The 16741-nt window shown below is 73.0% G+C and carries 15 protein-coding genes; 12 read left to right on the forward strand and 3 right to left on the reverse strand.

From position 1 onward, the window contains the following. The first annotated feature begins 9 nt into the window (after positions 1–9). The 12 genes from DDQ41_RS25625 to DDQ41_RS25680 all read left to right on the forward strand — a co-directional run bounded on the left by DDQ41_RS25625 (position 10) and on the right by DDQ41_RS25680 (position 13585). The gene (locus DDQ41_RS25625; RefSeq protein WP_217364449.1) at positions 10–726 is read left to right on the forward strand and encodes a class I SAM-dependent methyltransferase; all 717 of its coding nucleotides are present in this window, start codon (positions 10–12) and stop codon (positions 724–726) included. A 51-nt stretch (positions 727–777) separates the two neighbouring features. Then, positions 778–2148, forward strand: coding sequence for a DoxX family protein (locus tag DDQ41_RS25630; RefSeq protein WP_109296572.1), 1371 nt, complete (start codon positions 778–780; stop codon positions 2146–2148). Positions 2149–2421: 273 nt separating this feature from the next. Next, positions 2422–3804, forward strand: coding sequence for an FAD-binding oxidoreductase (locus DDQ41_RS25635; RefSeq protein ID WP_109296573.1), 1383 nt, complete (start codon positions 2422–2424; stop codon positions 3802–3804). Positions 3805–3983: 179 nt separating this feature from the next. After that, entirely contained in the window at positions 3984–4460 is a 477-nt protein-coding gene (locus DDQ41_RS25640; protein ID WP_109296574.1) for a hypothetical protein, read from the forward strand. A 354-nt stretch (positions 4461–4814) separates the two neighbouring features. Beyond that, positions 4815–5096: a polyprenyl synthetase gene (locus DDQ41_RS25645; protein ID WP_109296575.1), complete on the forward strand. Its 282-nt coding sequence runs from the start codon at positions 4815–4817 to the stop codon at positions 5094–5096. After that, on the forward strand, positions 5089–6141 hold the full coding sequence (locus tag DDQ41_RS25650) for a polyprenyl synthetase family protein (protein ID WP_109297944.1): 1053 nt from the start codon (positions 5089–5091) through the stop codon (positions 6139–6141). The genes DDQ41_RS25645 and DDQ41_RS25650 overlap by 8 nt, the downstream gene beginning before the upstream one ends. A 279-nt stretch (positions 6142–6420) precedes the next feature. Beyond that, complete coding sequence (locus DDQ41_RS25655; RefSeq protein ID WP_109296576.1) at positions 6421–7584, forward strand: oxygenase MpaB family protein; 1164 nt, start codon at positions 6421–6423, stop codon at positions 7582–7584. A 343-nt stretch (positions 7585–7927) separates the two neighbouring features. Further along, positions 7928–8812, forward strand: a complete 885-nt coding sequence (locus DDQ41_RS25660; RefSeq protein WP_109296577.1) for a helix-turn-helix domain-containing protein — start codon at positions 7928–7930, stop codon at positions 8810–8812. Beyond that, on the forward strand, positions 8809–9006 hold the full coding sequence (locus DDQ41_RS25665; RefSeq protein ID WP_109296578.1) for a DUF397 domain-containing protein: 198 nt from the start codon (positions 8809–8811) through the stop codon (positions 9004–9006). The genes DDQ41_RS25660 and DDQ41_RS25665 overlap by 4 nt, the downstream gene beginning before the upstream one ends. Positions 9007–9255: 249 nt before the next feature. Further along, a complete protein-coding gene (locus DDQ41_RS25670; RefSeq protein ID WP_262508570.1) occupies positions 9256–11319 on the forward strand; it encodes a right-handed parallel beta-helix repeat-containing protein in 2064 nt (687 codons plus the stop codon). Next, positions 11316–12287: a cupredoxin domain-containing protein gene (locus DDQ41_RS25675; protein WP_262508571.1), complete on the forward strand. Its 972-nt coding sequence runs from the start codon at positions 11316–11318 to the stop codon at positions 12285–12287. Before DDQ41_RS25670 ends, DDQ41_RS25675 begins: the two co-directional genes overlap by 4 nt. Before the next feature lie 5 nt (positions 12288–12292). Further along, on the forward strand, positions 12293–13585 hold the full coding sequence (locus DDQ41_RS25680; RefSeq protein WP_109297946.1) for a hypothetical protein: 1293 nt from the start codon (positions 12293–12295) through the stop codon (positions 13583–13585). A gap of 208 nt (positions 13586–13793) precedes the next feature. Here DDQ41_RS25680 and DDQ41_RS25685 read toward each other — a convergent pair whose 3' ends face one another. The 3 genes from DDQ41_RS25685 to DDQ41_RS25695 all read right to left on the reverse strand — a co-directional run bounded on the left by DDQ41_RS25685 (position 13794) and on the right by DDQ41_RS25695 (position 16176). Continuing rightward, positions 13794–14174 (reverse strand): hypothetical protein, encoded by a 381-nt coding sequence (locus DDQ41_RS25685; RefSeq protein ID WP_109296580.1) that lies wholly within the window; start codon positions 14172–14174, stop codon positions 13794–13796. A gap of 321 nt (positions 14175–14495) precedes the next feature. Continuing rightward, positions 14496–15500 (reverse strand): MerR family transcriptional regulator, encoded by a 1005-nt coding sequence (locus DDQ41_RS25690; protein ID WP_109296581.1) that lies wholly within the window; start codon positions 15498–15500, stop codon positions 14496–14498. Continuing rightward, positions 15487–16176 carry a HEAT repeat domain-containing protein gene (locus tag DDQ41_RS25695; RefSeq protein WP_109296582.1) on the reverse strand — a complete coding sequence of 230 codons (690 nt, stop codon included), beginning with the start codon at positions 16174–16176 and terminating at the stop codon, positions 15487–15489. The genes DDQ41_RS25690 and DDQ41_RS25695 overlap by 14 nt, the downstream gene beginning before the upstream one ends. Positions 16177–16741: the final 565 nt, after the last annotated feature.

Raw genomic sequence — 16741 nt, forward strand, 5'->3', positions numbered from 1 at the left:
ATGGCCCCCATGACCGAACCTGCCGGACCACCCGAGGGAACCGCCGCGACGGCCGAGGTCTTCGACGCCGTCTACCGCGGCGAGAGCCCGTTCGGCAAGCGCCCGCCGTGGGACATCGGGGCGCCCCAACCCGCCTACGTCGCCCTGGAGGAGGCCGGACTCATCGCCGGCGCGGTGCTCGACGCGGGATGCGGCACCGGCGAGGACGCCCTCCACCTGGCGGACAGGGGCTACGCGGTGACGGGGCTCGACCTGTCGCCCGAGGCGATCGCCCTCGCCCGGGAGAAGGCCCGGGCACGCGGGCTCGACGCCGTCTTCGAGGTCGCCGACGCCCTCGACCTCAAGGGCTACCGGGGGCGCTTCGACACCGTGATCGACTGCGGCCTCGCCCACACCTTCGAGGCCGGCCGGCTGCGCACCTACGCGGCCGCCCTGCACCGGGCCTGCCGCCCGGGGGCCCTCGTGCACGTCCTCTCCGTCAGCGACCGGGGGGCCCGGGAGATGCAGGCGCGGCTCGCCGCGGCCATCGACCGGATACCGGAGCCCCTCCCGGACGGGGAGTCGGCGGAGCCCGCCCTCAGGCGCTCCGCCGAGCACCTGCGCGAGGGCTTCGCCGACGGCTGGGCCGCCGAGTCGATCGACGAGGCCCTCATCCGCGGCATCGTCCCGACCACCGCGGAACTGCTCGACGTGCACGCCTGGCTCGGGCGGTTCCGCCGCGCCTGACCACGACCGTCCGACACGGCTAGCGCGAGGGGACGAAGGATGAGGGTGCGAGTGGGCACATGGCTGCGGACCCTCGCGTCCGCACCGGCCGGCCGGGCGGCCAGACGGACACCCCGGCCGGCCGGCGGCTCCCCGGCCGCACCGCACTGGAGCGGGGCCACCCGCACCGCCTTCCGGTTCGGCTTCGTCTACGCCGGCCTCTACTGCCTGACGACCCCGCAGATCTATCTCGCCCTGCGCGGCGGCGGGATGGGCCGCCTCCAGGAGGCGGCCGACTCCTGGGCGAAGCTCTGGGAGATACGTCCGGTGCGCAACCGGGTGTCCGTCCGCGTCCTCGGCAGGGAACTCGGCGACCGCTTCGACGGCGGAGACGACCCGCACACCTGGGCCGGGCAGCTCTGCTGGCTGGCGGGCGCCGCCGCGGCGACCCCGCTCTGGTCCGTGCTGGACCGGCACCGGACGCACTACACGGCACTGGACAGGTGGTTCCGCCTGGCCGTGCGCTTCTGCCTCGCCGCGCAGATGTTCTCCTACGGCGCGGCCAAGGCCGTCCCGCTCCAGTTCCAGCTGCCGCCGTCGAAACTCGTCGAGCCGCTCGGCGACCTCAGCCCGATGGGCCTGCTGTGGGCGCAGACGGGCTTCTCCAAGCCGTACCAGATGCTCCTCGGCTGCGCGGAGATCGCGGGCGGGCTGCTGCTCGTCGCGCCGCGCACGGCGACCGCGGGCGCGCTGCTGTCGGCGGCGGAGATGAGCCAGGTGTTCCTCCTCAACATGACCTTCGACGTCCCCGTCAAGGTCCACTCCTTCCATCTGCTCCTGCTGAGCCTGCTGCTGCTGGCCCCGGAGGCGCCCCGCCTGGCCGGGGCCCTCCTCACCTCGCGCCCGCTGCCCCCGTCCGCCCCTCCGGACCTCTTCCGCTCCCGCCCGATGAACCGGATCTCCACGGCCCTTCAGCTCGGGGCGGGGCTCTGGCTGCTCGGCGCGCAACTGCGCAACGACTGGTCGTTCTGGAGGAATTACGGTGACGGACGGGAGAAGCCCGAGTTGTACGGCGTCTGGGACGTCACCGACTTCTCCGTCGACGGCGAGCGGAACCCGCTCTCGGCGGCAGGCGGCCGCCGCTGGCGCCGGGTCGTCGTGGACTCCGCCGACGCCGTGGCCGTCCAGCGCACGGACGACTCGCTCGACCCCTGCACGGCGGTGATCGACATGGACGCCCGCACGATCGCACTGACCAGCACGGCCGATCCGGGGTGGCGGGCCGCTCTCGCCTTCCGGCGCCCGGCGGACGACCGCCTGACCCTGGAGGGCGAAGCCGGCGGCCACCGTCTCCGCCTGCACCTGCGCCGCCGCGAACTCGGCACGTTCCCGCTGGTCGGCAGGGGGTTTCACTGGGTGCAGGACAACTCGTACCTGCGATAACCGTCCTGCCGTCCTGCCCGCCCGCTCGTCTGCCTGCCTGTCCGCCTCCCCGCCTCCCCGCCTGCCTGTCTGCCTGCCTGCCCGTATGTCCGTATGTCCGTATGTCCGATGTCCGCCCGCCTGCCAGCCTGTCTGCTCGTTCGCCCGTCTGTCTGTCTGCCGGATGGCCGGGCGGCCGGGCGGCGCACGCGGCGCACGCAGGACGCGCGGTGCACGCGGGACGCGCGGGACGCGCAGGGCGGTGGTCCACCCGCCACGGAAGGAAGCCGGCCCATGAGCCTGGACGTGGAAAGACTGGCCGCGGCGGTGCGAGGCCCCGTCCTGCTGCCCGGCAGCGCGGAGTACGAGAGGGAACGGGCCGGTTTCCAGACCGGTTTCGGGCACCGTCCCGCCGTCGCCGTCGGCGCCACCCGCGCCGGGGACGTCCGCGCCGCGGTCCGCTTCGCCGCCGAGCGCGGGCTGCCGGTCGCCGTGCAGTCCACCGGGCACGGCATCGTGACCGCCCTGGACGGCGAGGGCGTCCTCATCAGCACCCGCCGGATGAAGGCCGTCGCGGTGGATGCGCAGGCGCGCACCGTCAGAGCCGAGGCCGGCGTGCTGTGGGGAGAGGTCATCGAGCGGACCGCCCCCCACGGCCTGGCCCCCGTCAGCGGCTCGGCCCCGCACATCGGCGTCGTCGGGTACCTCCTCGGCGGCGGTGTCGGTCTGCTCGGCCGCCGGACCGGCTACGCCAGCGACCACGTTCGCGCCTTCGACATCGTCACCGCCGACGGCCGACTGCGCCGGGTCACGGCCGGTTCCGACCCCGAACTGTTCTGGGCGCTGCGCGGTGGCGGCGGCAACTTCGGCGCCGTGACCGCCGTCGAGACCGCCCTGCTGCCGGTGGCGCGCCTCTACGGCGGCGGCCTCCGCTTCGCCGCGGACAGCCCCGCCGACGTGCTGCGCGCCTACCGGGACTGGACGATGACGCTGCCCGAGGAACTCACCTCCTCGATCGGCCTCATGACCTGCCCCCGGTCGCCCGCCCTCCCCGAGCCGCTGCACGGACGCTACGCCGCCCATGTCCGGATCGCCTTCACCGGTTCCGCCGAGGAGGGCGAACGGCTCGTGGCGCCCCTGCGCGTGCTGGGGCCGTGCGTCACCGACACCGTCCGGGAGATGCCGTACACGCAGGCGGGCACGATCTACCAGGACCCGCGTGTTCCGCACGCCTACTTCGGCGGGAACGTCCTGCTGCGCGAACTCGACCCCGACGTCCTGCGGACCGTCGCCGACCTGGCGGGACCCGGCGCCGCCGTGCCCTGCGCCGTCGACGTCCGCCACCTCGGCGGCGCGTTCGCCCGGCGGCCCCCCGACCCGGGCGCCGTGGGCGGCCGCGAAGCCGCCTACATGCTGCGGGTGATGACCGGCGGCACAGCCGCGCCGCCCACTGCGGCCCGGCCGGTCCACCAGCGCGTCTACGAGGCCCTGAAGCAGTGGACCGTCGGCCGCAGCCCCAACTCCGTCTACCACGACGGCGCCCCGGTCCCTGGGGATCGGGTGCGGGAACTCTTCGCCGCCGGGGACTTCGAACGGCTGCGGCGGGTGAAGACCCGGCACGATCCGCACAACCTGTTCCGGTTCACCCACAACATCCCACCGGTGGACGGGAACTGACCACGTGGGCCGGCGCCGCCCGCCGGTGCCCGAACGGGGTGGGCGTCCCCGGCGGTACGGCCCCGCCGGTGCCGTTCCTCCCCTCCGTCCCGGCCGGGGCCGACCGCGCACCTGCGGCGCGCCTTCCGGCCGGTCGGCGCCGCGGCGGTCGCCGAGGAGGCGCCCGGCCCGCCGGGTGCGTGGACATCCGGCGGGGACAGCTCCCGGACGCCTCCGGGCACGGCCGGCACGGGATGCTGCGCGGCAACCCGGCCGGGACCGAGGCCCGGGCCCGGGGCTACCGGCTGGTCTACGGACCCGGCGACCGGGCGGTGCGCAGCCGCGAGGTGTTCCCGGCCGGGGAGTGGACGCACCCGGCGTCCGCGTTCGACCGGTCCCGGGCGGTGCGGCCGGACGGCTCGGGGCGACCGGAGTCGGACGACGACTCGCTCCACCTCGCCGAGGACCTCACCCGGGAGGCCTTCGGCACGCTCGACCGGCTGGGTGACACACACCGACTGACCACCCGGGGCCGGCTGGGGTCCGGTGACGGGACGGTGCCGTACCGGCTGTCCGTGCCTCCGGACGGCAGGGTGGGGTTCGCCCGCCGGGAGGCCGGGGCAGTGCTTCGCGGCACCGCGTACTCAGGCGCATCGTTTCGCCTGCCGGGGCGGTGACGGGTCCTGTCCCACGAAGGGGTGGTTTGGGAGGGGAGGTCGGCACCGCCGGCGTCTGGTCGGGTCTCCTGGAGACCGGGCGGTGCGCACCAGTGCCGCCGTGACCGGAGGAGGAGGGTGGGGGATCAGTCGGCCGGGTCCGACCGAACTCGGGCTGTCCGCGCGGACCGCGGCGTCGCCGCGGCTTCCGTTCTGGGCGCCGCAGCCGGTGCGGCGGTGGCAGCGGGACCGGGCCCGCTGCCTTCGCGGTCCGAGGGAAGCACCCCGGTCACTCAGGCGGCGGACACCGCATGCGTGCGGGACCGCCCTCACGTTCGCCGCCAACCGCAGACGAGGACAGCACAGGGGGATCGGATGACACACACTCCGCGCGGCGGGCCGGGGCCGGACGAGCGGGCGGTACTGCTCGCGGCGGGGCTGGCGGACCTCGTGGTGAGCGCCGCCGGCTCCGTCGCCGGGACCGTGCAGCAGTTGCTGCGCCGCTCCGACGGACCGGAACTGGCCCGGGACGCGCAGCAGGACCTGATCGCCCGCGGCCGTATCACGGTCGACCGCCTCGCGGCGCCGCCCGCCCATCTGGAGGTGCTGGCCCGGCACGCCGCGGCGAGGCGGGCGGCGTCCGGTGGCGATGCCTGAGCGCTGGGACCCGGCCGGGTTCAAGGGCCGGATCGACGCACTGCTGGCCGACTTCGTATCCGAGGAGGCCGGACGGCTCCTCGCCGTCGACGAGGCGTTGCGGCCGGTGGCGGACCAGTTGCGGGCCTCGGTAGGGCACGGCAAGCGACTACGTGCCGCCTTCTGCTACTGGGGGTGGCGTGCCGCCGGCCAGCCCGACAGCGACACGATGGTCCGGGCGGCCGCCTCGATGGAACTGGTCCACGCCGCGGCGATCGTCCACGACGACCTCATCGACGACAGCCCGCTGCGCCACCATCTGCCCACGGCGCACATGGCGCTGCGGTCCGCCGTCACCGGCCGCCCCCGGGCGAACGCCGCCGCCCGGTCACTTGCCATGCTGGTCGGGGACCACCTGATGGCGCTGGCGGGCCAGCTGTTCGCCACCAGCGGTCTCCCCGCGGCCTACCTCGCCAGGGCCCGGCCCATGTGGGGAGAACTCGCCCGGGAGCTGATCGCGGGCGAGTGCCTGGAGATCCTCAAGTCCGGCACCCGACCCGACACCGGCGTGTCCCTGAAGGTCGTCCGCTTCAAGACGGCCAAGTACACCGTCGAGCACCCCCTGCTCATCGGTGGTCTGCTCGCGGGCGCCGCCCGGGAGCTGCGTGCCGGCCTCTCCGCGTACGGGCTGCCGCTGGGGGAGGCGTTCCAGCTGCGTGACGACCTGCTCGGCCTCTTCGGCGAGACCGAACGCACCGGCAAGGCCGCCCTGGACGACATCCGCGGTCACCGGCCCACCGCCCTGCTCGCCCAGGCCTGGGAGTCCGCCGGGCCGGGGCAGCGCGGGCAACTCGCGCTCCTGCTGGGACGCCACGACCTCGACGAGGGGCACCTGCGTCGGGCGCGGGAGCTGATACGCGCGCTCAAGGCGCCGGAACAGGTGGAGGACATGATCGCTTCCAGGGTGGGGGAGGCCGTCGGCCACCTGGACGGACTCGATCTTCCCGGCGCGGCGAGACAGGCCCTGACCGAACTGGCCCGGCTGGCCACCGACCGCCGGCACTGACCGACACCGACGGCCGACGCCGACGGCCGTCACCGACGCCGACCGCCGTCACCGTCACCGACGCCGACCGCCGTCACCGTCACCGACACCGACCGCCGTCACCGACGCCGACGGCCGTCACCGTCACCGACGCCGACCGCCGTCACCGACCGCCGTCACCGACGGCCGTCACCGGCACTGACCGTCACCGACCTACACCCACCGCCGACACCGACACCGACCGACCGCGCGGCAGGACCGCTCCCCACCAGGCGCGGCCTGACGGGAAGGACTTCCGACATGACCTGTACCGAAGCCTCGATGGACGCCCTGCGCCGGTCCGGGGACGAACTCGCGGACGCCGTCGTGGCCACTCTCTTCGAACGCGGCGAGGTCGGCACGTTCAACTCGCTGATGCGCCACGTCACCACCGCCGGATCACCACTGCCCGAGGGACTGCCCGACGTCGCCCGAGAGTACCTCCAGGCGACCAGCGCCCCGCCCTCCTGGGTGGACTGGGGGGAGATGGAGAGGGCGCGGCTGTTCTTCATCGACAACAACGTCCACATCGCCACCGCGCTCTCCTTCGCCTCCATGCCCGCCTGCTACGTCGTCCCGCACGTCGCCAGGCTGCTCTCGGCCACCCACGGTCTGGACTACCCGTCGAAGCGGATGGCCGAGACGGGCCAGTTCACCGTCTACCTGATGCAACCCGACGCCTTCGAGGCCGGCAGCCGGTTCATCCCGGCCGCGCAGAAGGTGCGTCTGCTGCACGCGTCGATCCGCCACCACCTCAAGCGTGAGGACCGCTGGGACACCGCGGCGCTCGGGACGCCGATCTGCCAGGAGGACATGATCGGCGGGCAGATGTTCTTCTCCCTCCTGGTCCTCGACAGCCTGCACCGCCTGAACATCCACATGTCCACCGAGGGCGCCGAAGCCTACTTCTACGCCTGGCGCGTGGTCGGCGCGATGCTCGGCGTCGACCAGGACGCCGTACCGAAGAACCTGGAGGAGGCCCGGCGGTTCCTCGACCTGTACATGCTGCGCCACATGGGCCCCTCCGCAGAGGGCGCGCACCTGACCCGGCAGCTGATCGACCTCTACGAGGAAGTCGTCCCCGGCACCTTCTTCGACCCCGTCGTCTCCGCCCTCATCCGCTACCTCATCGGCGACACCTGCGCCGACTGGCTCGAAGTGCCCCGCACCGCCTGGGACAACGTCGCCAAGATCGTCCCGACCCTGCTGGGTGTCCTGGAAAGCATCGAGGACCGCTCCCCGCTCGGCGCGTGGGCCCTGGACCGCCTCGGCCACCTCACCACCGTCCTCGAGCTGTCCTCCCTCACCCGGGGCCGGGTCATGCACTACGCCATCCCGGAGCAGCTGAAGAAGGACTTCGGGGTCGGCGGCAGCGTGCCGCGCACCCACCGCTGGACGCCACCCGCGCCGACCGTGGCCGGGTGAGGACGCCGCCGCATCCCCGCCACGGCCTCCGCAGCCCCGGTAGGGCCTCCGCGTCCGCCGTCCCGAACGGGCGGGCGGCAGGGGTGCGTGGCCGCTGTGCCGAACGGGCCCAGCAGAGCGCCTCATGGCGCGCCCACGTTCGCTGCGAGTTCGGCGGTGATCAGCGTGAGCGTGTCGTTGGAAGCTCCACTGTTCATGTGGTCCACGCTGTCGGTGCCGTCCTGGCGTGACCGGATACGACACGCACACGGGGCGTCGCTGTAGGTGTGCGGCGGGCGGGTGTGGGCGGGACGGAGCGTGACGGCCGGTGCGGGGGTGCGTTGGCCGGGGGAGGTGGTAGTGGATGGGTGAACCGACGGGTCTGGTGCACGAGATGACGGGCGGCGGAGACGGCCGCGGTGACGGCGGCGAACGGCACCCCGAACCGGAGGCGGGTTCCGGTGTGCTGCGGGTCTTCGGGCGGCAGTTGAAGCGGTTCCGGGTGCGGGCGGGCTTGGAGCGGCCTGAGTTCGGGTCGCTGACGGGGTATTCGGTGTCGACGATCGCCGCGTACGAGCAGGGGCGCCGGGTGCCGCCGTCGAGGTTCATCGACCGGGCGGACGAGGTGCTGGACGCGGGCGGTGTCCTCCAGGAGATGAAGGAGGAGGTGGCCCGGGCTCAGTATCCGGCGTTCTTCCGGGACGCGGCACGGCTGGAGGGGGAAGCGGTCGAGCTTCACGTGTACGCGACGAAGGCTGTGCCAGGGCTGCTTCAGTCCGACGAGTACGCACGCGCCGTGTTCACCATGTGGCGGCCGTTGCTTGCGCAGGACGTCATCGAGGAGCGGGTGGCGGCCCGCCTTGCCCGGCAGGGGGTCTTCTCCGGCATGCAGCAGCCCACGATCAGCTTTGTCATCGAGGAGTCGGTGCTCAGGCGGCCGCTCGGAGGCCGGGCCGTCATGCGAGGCCAGTTGGAGCATGTTCTGCTAACCGGTCAGCTTCGTCATGTCGAAATTCAGGTGGTGCCGACCGAGTTGGAGGAGCACGCTGGATTGGAGGGGCCGTTCACCTTGATCGAGACGCGAGACGGGCGCAGGATCGCTTACGTGGAGGGGTACAAGGACAGTCGCCTGCATACCGAGCGTCAGGCGGTCCGGGAGCTTGAGGAGCAGTACGGAATCCTCAGGGCCCAAGCACTCACCCCTCGTGCGTCACTGGCCTTCGTCGAAGAGTTGCTGGGAGAACAATGAACGCCGAGAAGTGCCCCGAGTCCGCGTTGGCGTGGTTCAAGAGCAGTTACAGCACCGGCTCAGGCGGGGAGTGTATCGAGGTCGCGATTCGTTCTCACGCGGTGCGTATACGCGACTCCAAGGACGTGGCCCGTCGCGGCCTTGCGGTCGGTACCGAAGCATGGGCCGCGTTCGTCGGCTTCGCCGTTCGGTGAGCGACGGCTGTGCCCCCGGTTCTGCACCGGGGGCACAGTCATGCCGCCTGCCCTCGACCGGCGAAGCCACCGCTGCGCCGGGTCGACCGAACGGCAGTCCGGCCAGGGACCGGGTCGGTTGGCGGGGAACGGCGGTCAGCGGACGGCGATGTCAGGACGGCGATGCCGGGACGCCGGCTCCGGTCGCGATTCGGCCGGACCGTGACCTTCACAAATTCTGAGACACGTTCTACTTTTCAGCGCATGTGGATGACGTGGACACGTCGAATCATGACGGCCCTCGCCGTCGCCGCCGCGCTGCTGCTGGGCACGGCGACGGCGGCGCCGGCCCACGAGGAGCGCGAGGTCACCTTCCCCGACGGCACCGGCAGCGTCCCCGAGTACCGCGACGGCCCACCGGACCTGCTGGTCTGCAAGGACGACAGCGGCGACTTCCAGCGGCGTGTCGCCCGGTTCCCCGACGCGCTGCGCGCACACAACCTCCGGCTCTACGAGCGGTGCCTCCGGGACGGCTACCGCCATATCCAGCAGGCGGTCGACGCCGTGGACCGGCCGGGAATGACCATCGCCGTACTGCCCGGCCGCTACGAGGAGGAACCCTCGCAGCCCGAACCGGCCGGAGAATGCGCCCGCCTGAAGGCCCCCCGGGCCGCGCAGGGCTACCAGGTCCTGTCCTACGCGCAGCAGAAGCAGTGCCCGCACAACCAGAACCTGGTCGCGATCCTCGGGAAGCGGGACCTCCAGATCGAGGGCACCGGGGCCGGACCGCTCGACGTGGTCGTGGACGCCGGCTACCGCAAGCTCAACGCCGTCCGCGCCGACGGCTCCGACGGCGTCTACTTCCGCAACTTCACCGCCCAGCGCACGACGTTCAACGCGCTCTACGTGCTGGCCGTGGACGGCTTCGTCATCGACAAGGTGCTCACCCGCTGGAACGACGAGTACGGCTTCCTCACCTTCGCGAGCGACCACGGCCTGTACCGCGACTGCGAGTCGTACGGCAACGGCGACTCGGGCATCTACCCGGGCAGCGCCTCGGACATCAACGACGGCCGCGGGTACGACGTACCCCGCTACTCCATCGAGATCACCGGCTGCCGCAGCCATCACAACCTCCTCGGCTACTCGGGCACGGCGGGCGACTCGGTCTGGGCCCACGACAACGAGTTCGACCACAACATGGCCGGCGCGTCCATGGACAGCGTCTTCCCCGGGCACCCCGGTCTGCCGCAGAACCACGCGCGGTTCGAGCGCAACCTCATCCACAGCAACAACCAGAACTACTACCGGTACGTCGTGGACGGCACCTGCGCCAAGCCGCCCGCCGAGCGCGGCTACGAGCGGGGCGTGGTGTGCCCCCAGACGTCCGTACCACCCGGCACGGGCGTCATGGTGGCCGGCGGCAACTGGAACGTCTTCGAGGGCAACTGGGTCTACGGTCACCAGCGCGCCGCGTTCCACCTCAACGCCGTACCGGCCTACATCCGCGGCGACGAGTCCTGGTCGAGGCAGACCGACACCTCCCACCACAACCGCTTCCACGCCAACAAGCTCGGCACCGACCGGGACGGCAAGGCGGCCCCCAACCGCGTCGACGTCTGGTGGGACGGCCAGGGCGAGGGCAACTGCTGGCAGGACGACACCTCCGGCAGCACCCCCCGCACCCTGCCGGTGTGCGGTGAGGAGCCGGGGGCGGTGTCCGGCGGATCGCACCGGATCCTCGGAGAGCCGGTCAAACTCGCCCAGTTGATCGTCTGCTCCGACTACAGCGTCGGGGCGCGGCGGCTGCCCGCGGGCTGCGACTGGTACGGGGCGCGCGGGATCGAACGCGTCGAGGTGCAGACCGCCCTCGCGATCGCCGGGGTGCTCGCGCTGGTCGGCGGCCTGCTGTGGTGGCGCAGACTGCGCGGGAACCGCTGGGTCGCCGCCGCCACCGCGCTCGGCGCGGCCGGCCTGGTACTCGACGTCGCGGGCGAGACGCTCTCCCTGTCCACCGGTCTCGTCCCGGCGCTCGCCCTGCTGCTCCTGGGGATCTGGTGGACCGCCACCGGGCTCGCCCTGCGCACCGGCAGCCCCGCCTTCGGCTGGACGACGGTGGCGATGGGCCTGCTGACCCTGGTCGACGCCTTCGACCAGGCGGTCGTCATGGTCCCGTGGACGCCGCTCGGCCCGGCGTGGTTGCGCGGGCTGCTGGGCCTGGTGTGGGTCGTGTGGGCGGTGGTGGCCGCGGCACGGCCGGTGGACGCTTCCCGGTCCGCCGCCACGAACGACCCGGACGCAACCGGTGCGGTACGGCCTGGGGCCGCGTCATGAGGCCGGGTCAGGACCGCCGTCCCCGGCGGGCGTCCCCGGCGCTGGTCACGGCGCTGGTCACGGCGGCCCTGGTCCTCGCCGTGGGCTCCTGCACCGAGCGCCCCACCACGCACCACGGGTCGGGCACGGGCCACGAGGTGGTCACCGGCCCCGCCGGGACGCTGCTGCCCGGCGGCCACGGAGAGCACCCTCACGACCGCCTGCGGCAGGTACCCGCACGGGACGCCCCGACCGTCACCCTGACCGTCCGGCCCGACGCGGAGGACGGCTGGAACGTACGGCTCGCCGTCGGGCGCTTCCGCTTCACCCCGGACAGCGTGGGCGGCGCGGCCGTCCTGGGCACCGGCCACGCCCATCTGCTGCTGGACGGCGCGAAGATCGCCCGGGTGTACGGCGGCAGCTACCACCTGCCCGCCGAGCGGATACCCGCCGGCGGCGGGACGCTCACCGCCCGGCTCGTCGCCGACGACCACACCGCCTGGGCCGTGGAGGGGCGCCCCGTCGAGGACACCGTGCGGCTGTCCGGAGTGTCGCCCGGTGCGCCGCCCGGCGCGACCCCGGAGCCCGGGGACCAGCCGACGGACCAGTCCGGGCAGCCTCCGTCCGGTCAGTCCCGGTCCGGCCAGCCTCCGTCCGCCCAGCCTCCGTCCGCCCAGCCTCCGTCAGGTCAGTCGCCGTCCGGTGGGCCAGACCAGACCGGCCAGGCCGCCCAGACCGTCGCGATCAGCATCGCCGAAGGCAGGATCAGTCCGGCACCCGGGCGCATCGACGTGCGGAAGGGCCGGCCCGTCGACCTCCGGGTCACCAGCGACACCGACGACGAACTGCACGTCCACGGAGTGGACCGCTCGGCCGAACTCAAGGCCGGCCGCACCACCACCCTCCGTGTCGTCATGGACCGGGCGGGGCTGTTCGAGGTCGAGACGCACCGCTCGGGCCTGGTGCTGGCACAGCTCGCGGTCCGGTGAACGGCGTGCACGTTCTCGCCCACGGAGTCGGCTCCCGGCACGATCTGCCCGTCTCGGCCTTCCACGCCTATGCGGGTGCGTTCGCCGCGCTGCTGTTCTCCTTCCTGGCACTGGGCCTGCTCTGGCCGGAGTCACGCTTCCGCGGAGACCGCTCCGGGCGACCGCTGCCCGCCGTCCTCCAGCGTGCGGCGGACTCCCGCGCCCTACGCGGCGGGCTCCGGGCACTGGGACTCGTCGCCGCCACCGCCGTACTCGTCCACCTGGTGGCCGGTCCGGACGACCCGGCACGCAACCCCGCGCCCGGCGCGGTCTATGTGCTGCTCTGGGTGGGGCTGATACCGGCCTCGATGCTCCTCGGCCCCGTGTGGCGGCTGCTCAACCCGCTGCGCACGGTGCACCTGCTCGGCTGCCGCGCCCTGCGCAGATCCCCCGACGCCGGACGGCGGGAGCCGGCCCTGCGGCTCGGCCACTGGCCGGCGGCGGCCGGGCTGCTGGCCTTCACCTGGCTCGAACTCGCCTCCCCCGCCCCCGCTTCCCGCACCGCCCTGCTGCTCTTCCTGCTCTCCTACGCGGCCGTGCAACTGGCGGGCGCGGCCGTCTGCGGCCGTGTCTGGTTCGACCGGTGCGACGCGTTCGAGGTCTACTCCGCACTGCTCGCCCGGCTCGCGCCCCTGGGGCGTGGAGCCGACGGGCGGCTCGTCCTCCGCAACCCGCTGCACGGACTCGACGGCACCCCCCGGATCCCGGGCCTGGTGGCCACGGTGTGCGTGCTACTCGGCAGCACGGCCTACGACGGCTTCTCGGACACCCCGTGGTGGATCAACACGCTTCAGACGTCACCGCTCGGCCGCACCGCGACCGCGACCGCCGGACTCGTCGGCACCGTGGGCGGCATCGCCCTCCTCTACGTCGTGTGCGCGGGCAGCGCCCGGCTGATCGCCGGGCCGGTGCCGCGGCCGCTCGGCGCCTTCGCCCACTCCCTGCTGCCGATCGCCGCCGGCTATCTGGTCGCCCACTACTTCTCCCTGCTGACGACCGAGGGACCCCGGACACTGGTGCTCGCCCTCGACGGCGCCGGGTCCGGCGGGGTGTCCGCGCCGGACCCGCCGCTCGGGCCGGCGGGCCTGGCCACCCTCCAGGTGGCGGCCGTGGTCACCGGCCACGTCCTCGGTGTCGTCGCGGCGCACGACCGGTCCGTACGCCTGTTCCCGCCGGCTCGGGCGGTCGCGGGAGGGATTCCCCTGCTGGTGCTCATGATCGGCTACACCCTCTGCGGCATCGGACTGCTCGTCGCATGACGCCGCCCGCGCCACCCCTCGTGGCGTGCGCCGCCTCGTGCACGGATCGTTTCATCGGGTGTGGCCGCCGGGCGATCGGGAACCAGCAGCGCCTGGGGCCAGTACCGGTAGGAGCCTGGGGTCATGGGGTCATGGGGTCATGGGGTCATGAGGTGATGGGATCGGTGGGATCAAGTGGCCTGTGGTCGAGGGCTTTCGCTGCTTCCGGTTACCGGGGGCACCTGTCGGGGCGGCCTCGGGTGGTCCTTTGCACGGCGGTGTCGGGATCGATGCCGTGGAGCAGTAGTCGCGCGTGGACCCTCTCCCACCGCACGGCAGGCAGCTTCCATCCGATCACCGATCCGGTGTCACTTGCGGAGAAGGAGACTTCTGATCCCGTCTGCCCCCAGATCTCGGCGGAGATGGTGTGTGGTACGAGGGTGATGAACCATTCGAGCTGCCGTTCGTCGGTCAGGTCCAGGGCCACGGCGGTCTCCCCTTCCCGGGCCCCCGTCGCGTCGAGGATGGCGGTGAGGGCGGCCTCGGCATCCGAGGGCCAGGGGATATCGGATATGAGATCAATGTCCGTTGAAGCCGCGTCAGGTGCCATTTCCCGGATCACCTCTGCGATTACTCTTCGCGACGTTTCGGGGGCGGTGTCTTCCAGAAGGAGGAGGTCAAGCGGATGTGGCCGCTGGCCGCTGCGGTTTCCAAAGGGCCGAGCGAACTCGGTGAGCGCGCGTATGAGTGAGCGTTCGGCGGACATCGGGCTGATCGGTCCCTTCCGGTGAGGTTCTGCACGATCGTTTCATCGGGTGTGGCCGCCGGGGGCGTACCCATTCCAGGCGGGCGCCTCCGTCGGCGGACGGCGACGCGATCGGGACCCCTCCGTTCCGCCGCGCCTCGTGCGGGGCACCCGGGGAGTGATCCGTCACCCCGCCTCGCGCAGCCGGAGAAGGTATGCGGCAGTCAGCGCGACGGCACGGTCCCCGTCATGCGACAGCTCCCCGAGGGCACGGGTAGCCGTGGCCCCCGGGATGTCCGCAAGCGCCTGGGTCAACCGTCCACGCGCGGGCGCCTCGGTGATGTCGTGGGCGAGGCGGTCGGCGAGCGCGGTCGCGATCCGATCGGCCGTCGCGGTGTCGGTCGCCAGCGCGCCGAGTGCGTCGGCCGCGTCGGTGTCGTTCCTTCCCACCACGATCATGTCGATGAGCGTCGGGACCGCATCGGCCACCCCACGCGCCCCGAGCGCCAGAGCCGCGATCGCGCGGACCGCGAACTCGGGGTCCGCGAGGGCGCCGCGGAGCCGCGTGGCAGCCTCGTCACCGGGCATCTCCGCGAGGGACCGAACGGCACGTTCCCGCACGGCGGCCGCCGGTGAGCCGAGACCCTCCGCGAGCAGGGCCGTGCCGCCGTCGCCCGCACGCGCCAGCGCCCACCGGAGGGCTCCGGCGACGTTCGGCTCCGTCTCACCGAGTACGGCCTCGACCAAGGCCTCCACCGGCACCGGAACCTCTTCGCCCGAGGAGAGGGCCGCGCGCTGGCGAGCGTCGGCGCTCTTCGACCCGAGTGCCTGGAGGAGCGCGACGACCCGGAGGACGTCCTCCCAGCCGGCGGGTTCCGCGGAACGGATCCGGCGGAGCCGCCTGAGCAGCTCGGTCTCGGCCGCGATGCGGTCGCTTGTCTGGCGGATGAGGTCGTCGACGAGCGCCGAGGCCGTGAAGCCCGGATCGTCGAGCGCGCGCCCGATCTCCCGGAGCGACAGCCCCAGCGACCGCAGGCTCTCGATGTGGAAGATCCGCCGGATGTCCTCCGCGGAGTACTCCCGGTAGCCGGAGCCCGTGCGACCCGAAGGCCGCACCAGACCGAGCGATTCGTAATGCCTGAGCATGCGGGCGCTGACCCCGGACCGTCTCGACACCTCACCGATCAGCACGGTTCTCATCGTCCGTCCTCGGGGCCCCGGCGAGGGCCACGACGCGCTTGGCCTCCTCGACCGCCGACTCGAATCCGGCGTCCGGGTCGCGCAGCAGCCGTTGCGTGGCGAGCGCGTGTGCGCGCACGTGCGGGCCGGACGCCGTCGCCGCAGCACACAGCGCGGGCACGATCACGTCCCCGAGCGCGACCAGCGCCTGGCTGAGACTCAGCCGCGTCTCCTGCCCACCGCGCCCCAGCTGCTTCGCCAGCATCGTGGCCAAGGCGGACTTCTCGCCATCGGGCACGAGCACGACCGCGGCCCGCCAGGCACTCCGGGCCACCTCGTCGTCGGCGTCGGACAGCAGCGCCCAGGTGATCGCCGGCCACGCCCGCCGGTCCCCGATCTTGGACAGCGTGTGCAGCGCCTGGCTCCGTGCCCGCGCACGCTCCGAGCGGACTTCGCGCAGCAGCTCGGGAAGCGTCAGGGCCACCGGGTGGCGGGTGAGCGCCCAGGTCAGCATGTCCCGGACGAAGAACTCCGGCTCGCTCGCGCACCGCTCGACGAGTTTGCCCACGAAGCGCGGGTCAGGGGACGTACCCGCCGCCAGCGCAGCCCGCAGCCGCACCGACGACCGTCCGTCCTCCAGTCCCCGGAGCGCTCGCATCGCATCCGTGTCCCGCCTCGTCGCGGCCATCGGGACCACCTCCTCGGGAAGCAGTGAAAACCCTGTCACCGTGTCAAGGTCAAACGGAAACGGGAGCAGCCGCCCGTGTCACGAGTCGCCGGGAGGATCCGGCTCCCCGGGGTCCTCCGTCCGGTCCGGCTGCCCGGTCCTCCGTCAGGCCGCACAGCGGACTGCCCGCTTCCGGGGCGTACGCCGTGCATGAGGAGGGCTGGACGCACTGTTTGCAGTGGCCGGCCGCCCGCGCGGAGGGCGGTGACCCGGACCCGGGACGGTGGGCGTGGCCGACCCCACCGGGCAGCCGCCGGTGTGAACGCCCGCGCCCGCGCCCGCGGTCGCCCGACGTGTGGCCGGGACGGAGACACTGCCGGTGCACTCATGTCCGCGTCTGCACTCATGTCCGCGTCCGTACTCATGTCCGCGTCTGCACTCATGTCCGCGTCCGTACTCATGTCCACGTCTGCACTCATGTCCGCGTCCGTACTCACGTCTGCGTCTGTACTCATGTCCGCGTCCGTACTCACGTCCGCCCGCGGCGTTGACACCGGCAGCGCGTACCGCCCCCGTCGCGCACCGC

It is taken from the genome of Streptomyces spongiicola (assembly GCF_003122365.1).
GTDB classification, from domain to species: Bacteria; Actinomycetota; Actinomycetes; order Streptomycetales; family Streptomycetaceae; genus Streptomyces; species Streptomyces spongiicola.

Coding starts and splice junctions, on each gene's coding strand:
- DDQ41_RS25625 (WP_217364449.1), top strand. CDS start 10: ATGACCGAACCTGCCGGACCACCCGAGGGAACCGCCGCGACGGCCGAG.
- DDQ41_RS25635 (WP_109296573.1), top strand. CDS start 2,422: ATGAGCCTGGACGTGGAAAGACTGGCCGCGGCGGTGCGAGGCCCCGTC.
- DDQ41_RS25645 (WP_109296575.1), top strand. CDS start 4,815: ATGACACACACTCCGCGCGGCGGGCCGGGGCCGGACGAGCGGGCGGTA.
- DDQ41_RS25650 (WP_109297944.1), top strand. CDS start 5,089: ATGCCTGAGCGCTGGGACCCGGCCGGGTTCAAGGGCCGGATCGACGCA.
- DDQ41_RS25655 (WP_109296576.1), top strand. CDS start 6,421: ATGACCTGTACCGAAGCCTCGATGGACGCCCTGCGCCGGTCCGGGGAC.
- DDQ41_RS25660 (WP_109296577.1), top strand. CDS start 7,928: ATGGGTGAACCGACGGGTCTGGTGCACGAGATGACGGGCGGCGGAGAC.
- DDQ41_RS25665 (WP_109296578.1), top strand. CDS start 8,809: ATGAACGCCGAGAAGTGCCCCGAGTCCGCGTTGGCGTGGTTCAAGAGC.
- DDQ41_RS25670 (WP_262508570.1), top strand. CDS start 9,256: ATGACGTGGACACGTCGAATCATGACGGCCCTCGCCGTCGCCGCCGCG.
- DDQ41_RS25675 (WP_262508571.1), top strand. CDS start 11,316: ATGAGGCCGGGTCAGGACCGCCGTCCCCGGCGGGCGTCCCCGGCGCTG.
- DDQ41_RS25685 (WP_109296580.1), bottom strand. CDS start 14,174: ATGGCACCTGACGCGGCTTCAACGGACATTGATCTCATATCCGATATC.
- DDQ41_RS25695 (WP_109296582.1), bottom strand. CDS start 16,176: ATGGCCGCGACGAGGCGGGACACGGATGCGATGCGAGCGCTCCGGGGA.